Source organism: Winslowiella sp. 2C04 (assembly GCF_050037805.1).
GTDB lineage: Bacteria > Pseudomonadota > Gammaproteobacteria > Enterobacterales > Enterobacteriaceae > Erwinia > Erwinia toletana_A.
The window spans coordinates 2,305,847-2,319,195 of sequence record NZ_CP188300.1 but is presented as its reverse complement, the minus strand read 5'-3'; the positions used below and the strand labels follow the sequence as shown (position 1 = coordinate 2,319,195).

14 protein-coding genes are annotated in these 13,349 nt (G+C 51.2%); 7 read left to right on the top strand and 7 right to left on the bottom strand.

The genetic code is table 11. The annotated features are described in order from the left end of the window. Window positions 1-196: 196 nt before the first annotated feature. Window positions 197-1,030 (top strand): hypothetical protein, encoded by an 834-nt coding sequence (locus ACP3TC_RS10300; protein WP_426818147.1) that lies wholly within the window; start codon window positions 197-199, stop codon window positions 1,028-1,030. A 12-nt stretch (window positions 1,031-1,042) separates the two neighbouring features. Here ACP3TC_RS10300 and ACP3TC_RS10295 read toward each other — a convergent pair whose 3' ends face one another. The 3 genes from ACP3TC_RS10295 to ACP3TC_RS10285 all read right to left on the bottom strand — a co-directional run bounded on the left by ACP3TC_RS10295 (window position 1,043) and on the right by ACP3TC_RS10285 (window position 3,529). After that, complete coding sequence (locus ACP3TC_RS10295; RefSeq protein WP_313852008.1) at window positions 1,043-1,531, bottom strand: RrF2 family transcriptional regulator; 489 nt, start codon at window positions 1,529-1,531, stop codon at window positions 1,043-1,045. Window positions 1,532-1,691: 160 nt separating this feature from the next. Further along, window positions 1,692-2,732, bottom strand: coding sequence for a PLP-dependent cysteine synthase family protein (locus ACP3TC_RS10290; RefSeq protein WP_426818146.1), 1,041 nt, complete (start codon window positions 2,730-2,732; stop codon window positions 1,692-1,694). Next, window positions 2,732-3,529, bottom strand: coding sequence for an ABC transporter ATP-binding protein (locus tag ACP3TC_RS10285; RefSeq protein ID WP_313852010.1), 798 nt, complete (start codon window positions 3,527-3,529; stop codon window positions 2,732-2,734). The genes ACP3TC_RS10290 and ACP3TC_RS10285 overlap by 1 nt, the downstream gene beginning before the upstream one ends. A gap of 214 nt (window positions 3,530-3,743) precedes the next feature. On the opposite strand from ACP3TC_RS10285, the gene ACP3TC_RS10280 reads away from it, so the two are divergent. Both ACP3TC_RS10280 and ACP3TC_RS10275 read left to right on the top strand, forming a co-directional pair. After that, window positions 3,744-4,787: an ABC transporter substrate-binding protein gene (locus ACP3TC_RS10280; protein ID WP_426818145.1), complete on the top strand. Its 1,044-nt coding sequence runs from the start codon at window positions 3,744-3,746 to the stop codon at window positions 4,785-4,787. Window positions 4,788-4,802: 15 nt separating this feature from the next. Further along, the gene (locus ACP3TC_RS10275; protein WP_313857719.1) at window positions 4,803-5,810 is read left to right on the top strand and encodes an ABC transporter permease; all 1,008 of its coding nucleotides are present in this window, start codon (window positions 4,803-4,805) and stop codon (window positions 5,808-5,810) included. 175 nt (window positions 5,811-5,985) lie between these two features. Here ACP3TC_RS10275 and ACP3TC_RS10270 read toward each other — a convergent pair whose 3' ends face one another. The 3 genes from ACP3TC_RS10270 to ACP3TC_RS10260 form a co-directional block, all read right to left on the bottom strand. Continuing rightward, a complete protein-coding gene (locus tag ACP3TC_RS10270; protein WP_426818144.1) occupies window positions 5,986-6,270 on the bottom strand; it encodes a LysR substrate-binding domain-containing protein in 285 nt (94 codons plus the stop codon). A gap of 74 nt (window positions 6,271-6,344) precedes the next feature. Then, window positions 6,345-6,821 carry an SDR family NAD(P)-dependent oxidoreductase gene (locus ACP3TC_RS10265; RefSeq protein ID WP_426818143.1) on the bottom strand — a complete coding sequence of 159 codons (477 nt, stop codon included), beginning with the start codon at window positions 6,819-6,821 and terminating at the stop codon, window positions 6,345-6,347. 105 nt (window positions 6,822-6,926) lie between these two features. Continuing rightward, on the bottom strand, window positions 6,927-8,519 hold the full coding sequence (locus tag ACP3TC_RS10260; RefSeq protein WP_426818142.1) for a carboxylesterase/lipase family protein: 1,593 nt from the start codon (window positions 8,517-8,519) through the stop codon (window positions 6,927-6,929). Between the two features lie 182 nt (window positions 8,520-8,701). On the opposite strand from ACP3TC_RS10260, the gene ACP3TC_RS10255 reads away from it, so the two are divergent. The 3 genes from ACP3TC_RS10255 to ACP3TC_RS10245 all read left to right on the top strand — a co-directional run bounded on the left by ACP3TC_RS10255 (window position 8,702) and on the right by ACP3TC_RS10245 (window position 11,353). After that, window positions 8,702-9,595: a LysR family transcriptional regulator gene (locus ACP3TC_RS10255; RefSeq protein WP_426818141.1), complete on the top strand. Its 894-nt coding sequence runs from the start codon at window positions 8,702-8,704 to the stop codon at window positions 9,593-9,595. 164 nt (window positions 9,596-9,759) lie between these two features. Then, window positions 9,760-10,344: an NAD(P)H-binding protein gene (locus ACP3TC_RS10250; RefSeq protein ID WP_426818140.1), complete on the top strand. Its 585-nt coding sequence runs from the start codon at window positions 9,760-9,762 to the stop codon at window positions 10,342-10,344. A 22-nt stretch (window positions 10,345-10,366) separates the two neighbouring features. Beyond that, entirely contained in the window at window positions 10,367-11,353 is a 987-nt protein-coding gene (locus ACP3TC_RS10245) for an aldo/keto reductase (RefSeq protein WP_426818139.1), read from the top strand. 60 nt (window positions 11,354-11,413) lie between these two features. Here ACP3TC_RS10245 and ACP3TC_RS10240 read toward each other — a convergent pair whose 3' ends face one another. Continuing rightward, window positions 11,414-12,331, bottom strand: coding sequence for a LysR family transcriptional regulator (locus ACP3TC_RS10240; protein ID WP_426818138.1), 918 nt, complete (start codon window positions 12,329-12,331; stop codon window positions 11,414-11,416). Between the two features lie 188 nt (window positions 12,332-12,519). Between ACP3TC_RS10240 and ACP3TC_RS10235 the strand changes: the two genes are divergently transcribed. Beyond that, window positions 12,520-13,347: an SDR family oxidoreductase gene (locus ACP3TC_RS10235; RefSeq protein ID WP_426818137.1), complete on the top strand. Its 828-nt coding sequence runs from the start codon at window positions 12,520-12,522 to the stop codon at window positions 13,345-13,347. Window positions 13,348-13,349: the final 2 nt, after the last annotated feature.

Here is a 13,349-nt window from a genome sequence, read left to right as displayed (position 1 = left end):
AAAAGTAAACAAAGGTGTTATTAAATGCCAAGTGATAATGTATTGTAGAATTATGTAAAAACATTCCATTTTGTTGACAGAATTTAAAAACAACAATAAGATAATTCTCGACCAATTAAATTTCTAACAATAAAAATCATTTAACATGCCCTTTATTAGCAAAAAAAGGCTGGAACTGGAATCCAGCATCAGAACAATGGCGGCCGCGTTTAAAAAGAAAAGGATTTTTGATGAGGCGATACAATGCCATCATGACGTTCTTCAAAAACTTTTTTTGACTAACCCCCTGTATTTTAAGACCATTTTCAAGGCAAACCGTTTTCTCATCGGCTCAGCCATTTTGGGTCTTTATTACACCCGTAAAGAAAGTACCTTCAAAGATATCAAGAAGTTCTGCATCGCGAATGACCTGCTAAGCAGTAATTCTCTGGACTCTTTTCTGTTGTATTTAAGAGTTGGCGGCAGGATTGAGGTTTATAAGGATGCATCCGACAAACGTAAGTTTAATTATAAACCTACAGCTAAAACGTTAGTAGAAACGAAAAAAATGATTAACACAATGTTACTTCCTTGTGCCATGCTTTCTACCGATTTTGATCTGGCGTTCTATCAGAACCATCAGAACTTCGTGCCAGCTTTTTTTAAGCATTACTCAGAGATCACTTTAAATCGGATCTTTATTCACTATATGGTGCCGGGCAGCGCTGACTTTCTCAGCCGCGATGGCGGGCATATGATAATGTTTAACCTCTTTCTGGAGAGCATTAAGCAGAATACGCTGGATGTACATTACAATCTGCTTAAAGCCTCTTTTTCCTGTGGCGTCTCCCGCTCTCATATCAAGCGTTGCCTGCAGGCAGCAGAGCAAAATCAGTTGTTGAGCATTGTCGATAACAAACACATCGTGTCGCTGACGCCGGAATTTATGACGATGGTAAAAGACTATTTTGCACTCTACCTGGCCAGCATAAAGCACGGGTTTAACGGAATGCGCGCGGATGAAGTGGTTTTAAACAGCCAGATAAATTGATGGGCCGCCCGGCTAACGGCCCGTTTTCTTGCCATCAGTGATGAGTTCTGGCTCGGGGCAGTCCATACAGCCGCTGGTATCGGCTTTTTTCAGTTCAGCTAAGGCATCGGCTACGGTACGACGCGCCAGCACCTCAAGCGAAGCCTGCTCGGCTTCGTCAGCAATCGCCTTAAAATACCAGCAAGCATTGGCACTGACGACACAGCGAGCCGGCACGTCCGGGCGCGATGCCCAGATGCGCTTATCTTCAATAACTGAGAGGTAAATATCGCGCAGCGTGATCTGCTCTGCCGGACGGCCAAGATGAATCGAGCCGGTGCGGCCAAGCGTTGAGACGATGATGCCGTCACGGGTTAACGGAACCATCAGCTTACGGATAAAGCTAGGGTTAGCCTCAAGGCCATAAGCCAGAACGGCGCTGGTCGAGCGTTTACCCAGTTGCTCCGCCATCGCTACGCTGAGAACCATCTGCAGCGCTGTCGGGAAGCGATAATCTAACATTGTGTCATCCTGGTTACGGCGAATCTTGTTGTTATTGGCGCCGTGGCTGTGAATAAGCAATGCACAATAATATATCAAATACCGCGAGTTTTTAGAAGCAAGCCCCGGCGCGCAAGGCACATATTACCTATGTGCTGCGCCCGGGAACTCCCCAATGAGTTTAGCCATCGGCCAGTTGTGCCCTGGCGGTTTTTAACTGCTCAATGCTGACATCGGTATTAAACAAGTCGGTGGATAAATAGGTCAATCCGCTGTCGGCAAGGATCACCACGATCTTCTTGCCTTCGTTTTCCGGACGGCTGGCAACGATTTTTGCCGCATGCAGGACCGCTCCCGACGATTCTCCAATCAGAATACCGTCGGTCTGCGCCACTTCGCGTGCAGCCTGATACGCCTGCCAGGTTTCGACCGCCAGCGCCTCATGGTAAATATCGCTATTCATGGTTGGCGGAATACGCTCGGGGGCGATATCGGTAAACTGATGTACACCAGTGATTTCCAGCGGATCGGGATTTTCTGCGCTCGGGCGCGAATTAATCCCCGGCTCAACGGCAATAATCTGCACCGCCGGATTTTGCTGCCTGAAAAACTGGCCTACACCCGATACCGTGCCCCCAGTTCCCACGGCAACGATGACAATATCCAGCTGACCAGCAGTCTGCTGCCAGATTTCCGGCCCGGTGGTAGTACGGTGAATATCAGGATTGGCGGGATTTTCCAACTGAGCGGTGAAATAATGATCGGGTAATTTGGCGATAACATTATTTTCCAGCCATTTTGTGGCCGCAACAAAGTCGCCGTCGCTGGCTTCCAGTATCTCGCTAAAGTGTTCTACCTCACTAAACTTAATTACTTCGCCGCCAAAAGCCCTGACCAGCTTTGTTCTTTCCAGACTGACATAGTCATTAATATAGACGCGGAATTTGTAGCCTTTTGCCGCAGCGATAGCCGCCAGACCAATACCGGTATTACCGCTGGTGGTTTCGACCAGCGTATCGCCGGGTTTTAATTTTCCGCTCCGCTCGGCCTGTTCCACCATTGCCAGCGCAGTGCGATCTTTAATACTGTGATTGGGATTAAAATATTCCAGCTTGGCAATCACCTCCGCTGCCAGCTGATGATGATTGATCAATCCATGCAGCGTTAATAATGGCGTTCTGCCGACCAGGTCGACTATCGAATGATGAATTTCACTGCTCATTAATTCTGTTCCTCATTCAGTTCCGCGCCCAGTTGTGCCAGCGCACGGGTTCGCAAGGCAATCAGTTGTGGATCGTTACGCCGCCGCGGAAAAGGCACGTCGACGTGGATCACTTCCAGAATTTTCGCCGGGCGCGCACTGAATATCACCACCCGGTTGGCCATTAACAGTGCTTCTTCGACATCATGAGTCACCATCAGCGTAGTGAAACGCTGCTCCTGCCACAGGCTGACCAGTTCACGCTGCATGCGAATGCGGGTTAATGAATCGAGCTTACCCAGCGGTTCGTCAAGAATTAACAGTCGTGGCTTATTGACCAACGCCCGTGCCAGTGCGGCGCGCTGCGCCATGCCACCGGAAAGCTGTCGCGGCCAGGCATTGGCAAATTGCGTCAATCCGACTCGCTCCAGCACGCTGTCTATACGCTGGCGGACGCTGGCATCGCGCTTTCCCTGCGCCTGTAATCCCAACGCCACGTTATCGCGCACCGTACGCCACGGATAGAGCGTTGGATCCTGAAATACCACCACCCGTGAGGGATGCGGACCGGTAAGTGGAGTATCATCTTCAAAGATCTCACCTTCAGTTGGTAAGTCCAGCCCGGCAACCAGCCGCAGCAGTGTAGACTTACCGCAGCCAGAAGGCCCCAGCAACGCCACAAACTCGCCGGGTTTTATCTCCAGAGAGACCTGCTGTAACACCGGCAGACTCTCATTTTCCAACCAAAACTGATGGCTGATTTGATGAATATTTAATGCCAGTCCATTCCCCTGCTCTGTCGCGGCTGCAAACGCCATGGTGTTCTCCTGTGGTTTTTTGACAGGTTTATCACCACTGCGGGTAATTCAAAATAACAATTCTGGCAAAGCTATCCCTTCATCCGCCGCAAATATTTCCGGTCTGCTATATATGATTTCCCGCATAACCACATGCAGCATTGTTATTTCTCCCACAGCATTTTTATTTGCATGATGCTTTTCAATTAAACGGGATGTTTATGCGAGGAAATTCATGCAAGGCAATCACTATTCACTTTCAAGACGCCATTTTATGCGTAACCTGGGATTATTAGGCGCAGGTCTCAGTACCAGTTCACTGTTACCTTCCACGGTGCTGGCGCAAGATAACTCACTGACTACGGTGAAGCTGGCATGGGGACAAACTGCAGTCTGTCAGTCGCCAATTTCTGTGGCGCTCAAGCAGGGCTTCTTTAAGAAATATGGTCTGAATGTCGAGCCGGTTAATTTTAGCGGCCCTACCGATGCATTATTACAGGCGATTGCCACCGGGCAGGCCGACGGCGGTATTGGTATGGCGTTACGTTGGCTGAAACCGCTGGAACAAGGATTTGATGTCGACCTGACTGTCGGCACCCACGGTGGCTGCATGCGGCTGTTGACACCGGAAAATTCCGGCATCAATAGCGTAAAAGATTTGGTGGGCAAATCAGTGGCGGTGACCGATCAGGCCAGCCCGATTCGCAATTTCTTTGCCATTCAGTTGGCGAAACTGGGTATTGACCCGGATAAGCAGGTGAACTGGCTGCAATATCCTGCCGATCTGTTCGGCGAGGCGCTGCGCAAAGGTGAAGTCCAGGCGCTGGCAACTGACGACCCACAGGGCTGGCTGTTGAAGCAGCAGCATCAACTGGTGGAGATCGATAATAATCTTAACGGTGAATACGCCAACCTCACCTGCTGCGTACTCGGACTGCGCGGTTCGCTGGTGCGCGATAATCCAGCAGTTGCGCAAGCCATTACTCAGGCGATTGTCGATGCCCAGCAGTGGACGGCACAACACCCGGCGGAAACGGCGAAAATTTTTGCGCCGTTTGTGCCGGGTTCAGTGCCGGTCGAGGATATCACCGCAATGCTGAGCGAACATACTCATGGTCATCACTCTACCGGCGCGCAGCTGCGTAAAGAAGTGGCAATTTACGTTAATGAGCTGAAAACCATTAATGTGATTCGCCCGGAGACCGATGCACAACGCTTTGCCGACCACTATGTGCCTGAGTTGCTGCCTGCGGGTGAGCATCAGCATCATGCTGCGTAACGATCAGGAGGGATGATGTCCAGTGAAACCGTCTCTTTAGCCAGACAGCGCGCTGAGCCACAACGCATTACGCTGGCGCTTCAGTTGGCAATTGTCGGTTGGTGGGCGCTGGCGGCGCTGATGATCTACTGGCCGGATAAGCCGGTGGGATTTGCCGCGCCGCGCTTTGTCAGTGAAACCCATCAGCTGTTTGTGCTGCTGGCGGCAGTGCTGACGCTGACGGTGCTCGCCGGACGTTTTTTCGCCCTCTCCTCGCTGCTGCAACCGCTGCGTCGGGCGGCGCGCTGGCTAATTGCGCTCGCACTGTTACTGGCGGTCTGGGAAATCGTCACCGCAAAACTTGCACTGCTGCCTGCGCCATTCTTTGCACCGCCGCGTGCGCTGATTGAGGCCTGGGCCACCGACTGGCCAAGGCTGGGCGACAGCGTACTGCACTCGCTGCGGCTGCTGGCGCTGGGCTTTTTACTCGGCAGCATCAGCGGTTTTCTCACCGGTGTGGCAATTGGCTGGTCGAGCGGACTGGGTTACTGGGTGCATCCGGTGCTGCGCTTTCTCGGTCCGGTACCGTCAACCGCACTGTTACCGCTGTCGCTGTACTTTTTTCCGTCAAGCTTTTCAGCAGCGATCTTCCTGATTGGTCTGGCAACCTGGTTTCCGGTGACCGTGCTGACCTGGTCAGGCGTCGCCAGTGTCGATCAGCGTTATTACGATGTGGCGCGAACGCTGGGTGCCAGCACGCTGTTTTTAATTGTGCGCGTGGCGATTCCGGCGTCATTACCCCACGTATTTGTTGGGCTGTTTATGGGGCTGGGTGCATCCTTCTCGGTATTGGTGGCCGCCGAAATGATGGGGGTAAAATCGGGGCTGGGCTGGTATTTACAATGGGCGCAGGGTTGGGCGGCGTATGCCAATATGTATGCCGCTCTGATTGTGATGGCGCTACTGTTTTCATCGCTAATCACCCTGCTGTTTGCTTTGCGCGATCGACTGCTGACCTGGCAGCGCGGCGTAGTGAAATGGTGAAACGATGAATAATAATCAACTGCGGCACCGTATCCGCTTTAGTTACTGGAATGAACTGTGCGCTGTTCGCTAATGAGTCGGCCGGATATTGCGTCCTGGTAATTATTGGGCGCAGTACCGGCCGGTTTAATTATAAAGTGCTTGCAGAACCAGAGTGTTTTCGCAGCAATTACCCTTATTTTTCATCACCATAGAAAGTATTCCACGGTGTGGGATTTGGAAAAATATCATCTAAAAAATTAAGAAATGCCCTGACATTAGGATTTCCTCGCCGACTCTCAGTCCAGAATGCCAAAATATTGTGCCTGACAGTTTGCTCACCATCAAGAATCGGAACAAGCTCTCCGCTAACAACATAGGGGTGCGATAAATACGTCGGCAACATTCCGATCCCTCCACCCTCACGTATGACTGTCAGGGCCGCATCCGTGCTGTTTAAGATAATCTGGGCCTCTGGCAAGAACTTTATTACATCGCCTTAGAGTTCCAAGAATTCTATTTTTCATTTATTAGTACCTCCCAGCCGGAATAAAATCACTGAGTGATATTTTTCGCAGTTAGATGTAGTCGCGCAGCAGCTGTTCGCTTTTGTGCCACAGCGCCTTTGCCCGTTCTGATGGTTCCAAATTGCGTCTCGAATCCGTCAGCGGTATATCCCTGTGGCGTTGCCATTACGCCTGCATTGGCAATGACAATGTCGAACGGTTTACCCTGGCTGACCAGAAGGCCGGCGCAATGGTCAACATTCTTCAAATCAGCCAGATCCAGCGCGATCATGTCAAAGTTGCCACCTGCGGTCCGGGCGGCGTCACGAACAACCGACGTCGCCGACTCTGCTTTGGCAAGATTACGTGCGGTGCCGATAACTTCCGCCCCGATGGCTACCAGCGCCCTGGCGGTTTCAATTCCAGGCCCAGCCGAAACACCGGTGATGAGTACGCGTTTACCTTTGAGCGAGTGACCGCTAAGCACTTGGTCAGTTGTTGATGTAAAACCAAATTTGCGGGTCATTATCAATCTCCTGTTTTCTGTTGAAAAAAGCACCACTGCCAGTTCCCGGAGCCGGCAAAAAGCCGCAACCTGAAGTCTGCGGCGGGAATTGAGAACTGTTGAAAATTAATAAATGGCCTGCTGGTCCCAGAATAAACAATGGTGGGTTTCAGCGAAGCGTCCCGAAATCATCCTGGCTTTTGGCAGTGCAAAGGTCATGTAGTTGTCTGACTGAGGATTGAAGCGTGGCCAGTGGTGTTGACGGGCTGAGATGTTTGCCATATCGGCGAAATAGTTGACCATTTCGTCTGATAATTTCTCCTGCAAAGGGTTCAGCTTGACCTGAATGTCGCTACCGCCTCTGAATCCCGGGAACAGGTAACCCAGTTCATAGGTATGTGCCGCCAGCAGTGGAAAAGAGACCGGACCGACATAAGATGGCGCAGTGCGATCGCTGAATTCATAAGCATAAACCGGTATTTTATCTGCCAGCGTTCGGTTCATTGCCCGCGCCGGACAGGAGAACATGCTGTCTGTTACCGCAGCAGCAAAGGCCTCACTCGGATTGTCATAATTTTTAAGCGGGTATTCAGCCAGCACTTTCGGCGTCAGCGCCTCACCATACTGGCGTTTTATCCACTCCGGATAATCACTTTCCTTTAACGACTTGCCGCTCGCTAATTCCGGAAGCGCTACAAAAAAACGCCCCTCATCGCGGGTGGTGCCACTTACCAGCGTTACGTGATTAATCTTGCCTGCCTGGAAAGCATCTGACGGGTGAACAGGTAATACCTTTCCGTCGATGATGAATTCGTTGAGCGCATAGGCTGGCTGAACGTCAAGGATCCGTTTAGCTGGAAGCGCGCGCAGGCAGGCGGCATCACCCGCCTCACAGCCAACCGCTTTAGCAAAGGCGATACCGGCCTCTCTTGCCACGGTCAGCGGGCGTGGCGCACCAAATGCCGGATGGCGGGTCATAATGCCCGAGCCGCTCATTGCCACAACGTGCTGGAATAATCCGGCCGATTCAGGAGCGGCAATATGCGCCATAACGCTGTTACCGCCTGATGATTCACCAGAAATGGTGACATTTGACGGATCGCCGCCAAACGCCGAAATATTTTTCTGAACCCAGCGCAACGCCGCCTGCTGATCCATCAGCCCGTAATTGCCAAACTCATGTCCTTCGGCATCCAGTGCAGGATGAGACAGGAAGCCAAACAAGCCCAGGCGATAATTCAGGGTTACCACAACAGCCTTGCCCTGAAGGGCGAGTTTGGCAGGATCGTAATCTCCGCCCTGACCTACCTGTAAAGCTCCGCCATGAATCCAGACGAATACCGGCAATTTCTGCGCGCGCTCGCTGGCTTCTGCCGCCCGATAAACATTCAGATACAGGCAGTCTTCACTCCCTCCCGCACGTGCGAAATCGCCGAGGTCAGCATTCTGCGCACAGCTGCTGGCCAGTACATTAGCCTTAACCGGAGTGCCGGAAGGTTTAACCGGTTGCGGAGGCTGCCAGCGAAGCTCGCCGACGGGAGGCGCCGCATAAGGAAGGCCCAGCCATGAATCAACGCCATGATTAACCACTCCGATAACCGGTCCAGATGAGGTATCAATGGCGAGTGAATCTTCTGCCATGCCTGCGCCCGAGAACAACAGGCAGGCAGAGGCAACGGCCGCAGCGGCTATATTCCGTCGTGCTAATTTACGTCTCATTTTGATCCTTTTCACATGCCAATCGCACACTGCACAATAATAATGCTTAAACTCTTATATAATTAGTATCTGAATGAAGGATGCTATCATGTAGAATTTTCATATATGGGAGATTGACCTTACTGCTTAAAGGTTCTGCTTTCGTTTTTAATCGGTAATGGTATGTGCAGAGGGCAATATCCATGGTTCGTGACAATATTAATGACCTGCTGGCGTTTCTGGCGGTAGCCCGAGAACGCAGTTTTACCAAGGCAGCGTCTAAGATTGGTATTTCTCAGTCGGCCCTGAGTCATACCATTCGTAATCTCGAAAAAAGGCTTGGCGTAAGGCTGCTCACACGTACAACTCGTGCCGTATCACCGACAGAGGCGGGCGAAAAACTGCTGTTGGGTATTGGCCCCCACTTTGATGAAATTGAGATCCAGCTTGATGCGCTTAATGAACTGAAAGATACACCATCAGGAACAATCCGGATTAATGCACCGGATTACGCCATCAGCTGTGTGCTCTGGCCAAAGTTACAGGATTTTATCTCCACTTATCCTGACATCAAGGTGGAGGTAATGCTGGATAACGGACTTTCCGATATTGTTACAGAGCGGTATGACGCCGGTGTGCGCATGGGAGAACAGCTTGCCAAAGATATGATTTCCGCGCGCATCAGTGCTGATTTTCGCTTTGCCGTCGTGGGCTCGGTTTCCTACTTTGAAAAGCATTCTCTACCGCAGGAACCCCAGGACTTAATCAGTCATACCTGCATCAATTACCGCTTCCCTACTTCCGGCGGGCTTTACACCTGGGAATTTGAGGAAGCCGGCAGAGAGATAAAAATACGCGTTGATGGCCAGCTTACCTTCAACAATATTTTCTATGTTCTGGATGCAGCGCTTGCCGGGCACGGACTGGCTTATGTCCCGGAAGAAATCGCGCAGCCTTACTTAGAAAAAGGGGAACTGGTCAGGGTTCTGGAAAGATGGTCGCCCTACTGGGACGGTTTTTATCTTTATTACCCGAACCGGCATCACTCCTCTCCCGCTTTCCGGGCGCTGACCGAAGCATTACGTTATCGGGATTAAAACGTTACGCTGGCTGAATAATTCGGCCAGCGCAGTCCCAACATCCTGTCAGACTATTTTTGCCATTATTCCTGAATAATGAATAGTGAAAGCATAATAAATCCACATACAAACACAATAGGCTTTTCTACACTGTCGTCATGTTGATTGATGAGGTCACAGTGATGACAAAAGTCTTAATTCTGGGTGCCGCGGGTTCCCTTGCGCGTGTCGCAACGCGTTATTTATTAGATAACAGCGACGCCCGATTGACGCTCTATTTACGCCAGGCCAACCGTCTGACTCCGCAGCACTCTTCGCGCGTCAGGATTATTGAAGGTGATGTGCTGGATACCCGCAGTCTGGAAGACGCTATGGCCGGTCAGGATATCGTGTATGCCAATCTGGCAGGCGAATTAAAGAAACAGGCGCACAGTGTGGTGCAGGCAATGCAAGCAACCGGCGTCAAACGGCTGATCTTTATCAGCTCGATGGGCATTTATGACGAAGTTCCGGGAAAAAGCCATGGCGATATTCTCAAACCTTATCGCGAATCTGCCGCCGTTATCGAAGATTCCGGCCTCGATTACACCTTGATTCGCCCGGCCTGGTTTACCAACAGCAGTGAAGTGGATTATGCACTATCCCATAAGGGCGACGTTTTTCGCGGCAGCAGCGTATCCCGGTTAAGCATTGCTGACCTGATTAATCGTCTGGTCACCAGCCCTGATCTCTATTTACGTGAAAGCCTGGGCATTGCCCGCCGCTGATAACCCTGTTGAGGACCCAAATATGAAATATCGTCAATTAGGCCGGAGTGGACTCACCGTTTCCGCCCTCGGTATGGGCGCGATGAATTTAAGTTTTGGCACCGGCCACGCAGTGGATGAGTCAACAGGTGTAAACGTGCTGCATGCGGCGAGGGATCGCGGCATTAATTTCTTCGATACCGCTGAGGCTTACGGCCCTTATACCAATGAAAAATTGGTCGGAAAAGCGTTTCAGTCATCACGCGATAAAGTAGTGATTGCGACCAAGTTTGGTTTCAAACTGGAAGATGGCGTTACCACCGGTGTTGATAGCCGCCCTGAAAATATTCGCGCAGTGGCGGAAGCCTCACTCAAGCGCCTGAAAACCGACTATATCGATCTGTTTTATCAGCATCGTGTAGACCCGAATATACCGATTGAAGATGTAGCCGGTACGCTTAAAGATCTGATCCAGGAAGGCAAAATTCGTCACTATGGTTTGTCTGAAGCCGGGGCAGCAACCCTTCGTCGTGCTCACGCGATTCACCCGGTCACTGCCGTTCAGAACCAGTATTCACTCTGGACGCGTGAACCTGAGGCCGAAGTGCTGCCGGTTTGTGAAGAGCTTGGAATTGGTTTTGTTCCGTGGGGCCCGTTGGGTACAGGATTTCTGACCGGCACCATTGACTCCAGTACGACATTCGACAATGCCACCGATCTGCGGGCGAGTTTCCCGCGATTTACTGCCGAAGCCATCAAAGCCAATATGCCTCTGATTGAGATGCTGCGTGATGTCGCGGCAAGTAAACAGGCAACGCCGGTTCAGATAGCGCTGGCCTGGCTGCTGGCCCGCAAGCCATGGATTGTTCCCATCCCCGGCATGGACAAGGTGGCCTACATTGATGACAACCTGAAAGCCATCGATTTAGATCTAAACAGCCGCGATTTGGCTGAAATGGATGTGCTGCTTGCCGGCATCCATATCCAGGGCAATCGCCTGGATGATGGCCTGCTGTCAATGTCTGAGTAAGCACTGATGCGGCGGCGGTATGCTACCCCGCGGATCACTCCGTCGCCTGGCGCATTAACATCAGGGTATTTTTTCCTGAGGAAACAGATCCTTGAGGATCTGAGCCAGCAGATCGAACACCAAACGGATTCGCGCAGGAATCAGCGGCTGGTGCGGGCGGAAAAGATATAACTGCCAGGGTTGAAAGTTAAATTCTGGCAAAACATTGACCAGTTCACCACGCTGTACATACGGGCGCACCTTAATATCCGGCAGCTGGCTGTAAGTTCTGCCCGCCAGCGCGGCGGACAGTTCGCTGGCAATATCGGCGGCAACAAATGAGGGTTGAACAGGAAAAAAACTGCTGCCATCGGCAAACTGCCACGGCCAGAGCCGTCCGGAGTTACTGTTTTTCAGCGCGCTGAGCGGATAGTTATGCCGCAAATCTTGCAGAGTGACAGGTAACCCATGACGAACAATCAGGTCCGGTGCAGCAACGATATTTACGCCAACCGGGCGTATGGTTTTCACAATGAAACGGTTATCCGGAACGGTACCGATGCGTATTCCGATATCAATCTGATCGTCAATAATATTGAGGTGAGCGTCAGTTGGCAGCCATTCAATCGTGAGCTGAGGATAATCTTCCAGATTTCGCAGCAAGCGGCGCAGGATATCCTGGTTTTCAAACAGCGGCGGCAAAGTAATGCGTACGTTACCCGACAGATCGCGGGAATGATCGCTTTTGCCCTCGGCAAAAAGAGACTCGCTGTCCGCCAGTAGCGCTTCCGCTTTTGGCCAGAAACGCTGACCGAAAGGCGTCAGCGCCATTTGTCGGGTGTTACGGATGAATAGCATTTCGCCAAGCTGCTTTTCAAGTTCCGCAACGCCTCGCGTGACTAACTGTGGCGCGATGCCCAACCGGGTGGCGGTTTCTCTGAATTTCAGTGTCTCAGCAGCAGTACAGAAAATTTTTAGTGCTTCAAGTTTATCCAACATCGCGATTGCCCGGAGCGCATCCAAAACGTGATCCATTATACATAAAACAAGAATTCTGAAAGCAAAAACAGTTCATATACTAAACATTATCCCCGAGGGATAATTATCGCAGCAGGAAGTTAAACAGCTATCAGCCAGCAGGCTCTGAAGCTCTTATTAACCGCTGGACAAGCACCCAGGAGACAGTTATGAGAGAAGTTATTGTCGTTATCGGAAGTGGTTCAATTGCCCAGGCTATTGCCCGCCGCGTGAGTGTTGGCAAGCATATATTATTAGCTGATATTAAAGCCGAAAATGCCGAAGCGGTTAAACATACTTTATCACGCGCGGGATTCGAGGTGAGCACCACCGTAGTTGATGTCAGTTCGCGAGAGTCTGTGCAGAATTTGGTAAAGAATGCCTGTGGTATCGGCGAAGTAAAAGGTGTGATACATACCGCCGGGCTGTCACCTTCTCAGGCCAAAGCGCAGGACATCATTAACGTCGACTTATACGGTACCGCGGTCGTATTTGAAGAGTTTGGTAAAGTGATTGGCCACGGCGGATCCGGGGTTGTTATCGGCTCGCAATCCAGCCATCGCCTGGATGTCGATGCTTTTTCACAGCAACAAGCTGATGCGCTGGCAACCCTGTCACCTGAAGAGATGCTTGAGCTGCCACTGGTTCAGGCGGTTAATGACAGCCTGTATGCCTACCAGCTTTCGAAACGTGGTAATGCATTACGCGTGATGTCAGAGGCGGTAAAATGGGGTAAACGCGGTGCCAGGATAAACTGTATCAGCGCCGGTATTGTTTTTACTCCGCTGGCCTATGATGAACTGAACAGTGCCGAACGTGGCGATTTTTACCGCAATATGCTGGCTAAATCCCCCGCTGGCCGCGGCGGAACGCCGGATGAAATCGCAGCGCTAGCTGAGTTTCTTTTTGGACCTAATGGTACTTATATCAGCGGAAGCGATATCTTGATTGATGGCGGCGTCACTGCTTCGTATAAATATGGTGAGTTAAAGTCTTAACT

What these genes read in the sequence shown, in the direction of transcription:
- ACP3TC_RS10300 (WP_426818147.1), top strand. Translation starts at nt 197, where the DNA reads ATGGCGGCCGCGTTTAAAAAGAAAAGGATTTTTGATGAGGCGATACAA.
- ACP3TC_RS10295 (WP_313852008.1), bottom strand. Translation starts at nt 1,531, where the DNA reads ATGTTAGATTATCGCTTCCCGACAGCGCTGCAGATGGTTCTCAGCGTA.
- ACP3TC_RS10290 (WP_426818146.1), bottom strand. Translation starts at nt 2,732, where the DNA reads ATGAGCAGTGAAATTCATCATTCGATAGTCGACCTGGTCGGCAGAACG.
- ACP3TC_RS10285 (WP_313852010.1), bottom strand. Translation starts at nt 3,529, where the DNA reads ATGGCGTTTGCAGCCGCGACAGAGCAGGGGAATGGACTGGCATTAAAT.
- ACP3TC_RS10280 (WP_426818145.1), top strand. Translation starts at nt 3,744, where the DNA reads ATGCAAGGCAATCACTATTCACTTTCAAGACGCCATTTTATGCGTAAC.
- ACP3TC_RS10275 (WP_313857719.1), top strand. Translation starts at nt 4,803, where the DNA reads ATGTCCAGTGAAACCGTCTCTTTAGCCAGACAGCGCGCTGAGCCACAA.
- ACP3TC_RS10265 (WP_426818143.1), bottom strand. Translation starts at nt 6,821, where the DNA reads ATGACCCGCAAATTTGGTTTTACATCAACAACTGACCAAGTGCTTAGC.
- ACP3TC_RS10260 (WP_426818142.1), bottom strand. Translation starts at nt 8,519, where the DNA reads ATGAGACGTAAATTAGCACGACGGAATATAGCCGCTGCGGCCGTTGCC.
- ACP3TC_RS10255 (WP_426818141.1), top strand. Translation starts at nt 8,702, where the DNA reads ATGGTTCGTGACAATATTAATGACCTGCTGGCGTTTCTGGCGGTAGCC.
- ACP3TC_RS10250 (WP_426818140.1), top strand. Translation starts at nt 9,760, where the DNA reads ATGACAAAAGTCTTAATTCTGGGTGCCGCGGGTTCCCTTGCGCGTGTC.
- ACP3TC_RS10245 (WP_426818139.1), top strand. Translation starts at nt 10,367, where the DNA reads ATGAAATATCGTCAATTAGGCCGGAGTGGACTCACCGTTTCCGCCCTC.
- ACP3TC_RS10240 (WP_426818138.1), bottom strand. Translation starts at nt 12,331, where the DNA reads ATGTTGGATAAACTTGAAGCACTAAAAATTTTCTGTACTGCTGCTGAG.
- ACP3TC_RS10235 (WP_426818137.1), top strand. Translation starts at nt 12,520, where the DNA reads ATGAGAGAAGTTATTGTCGTTATCGGAAGTGGTTCAATTGCCCAGGCT.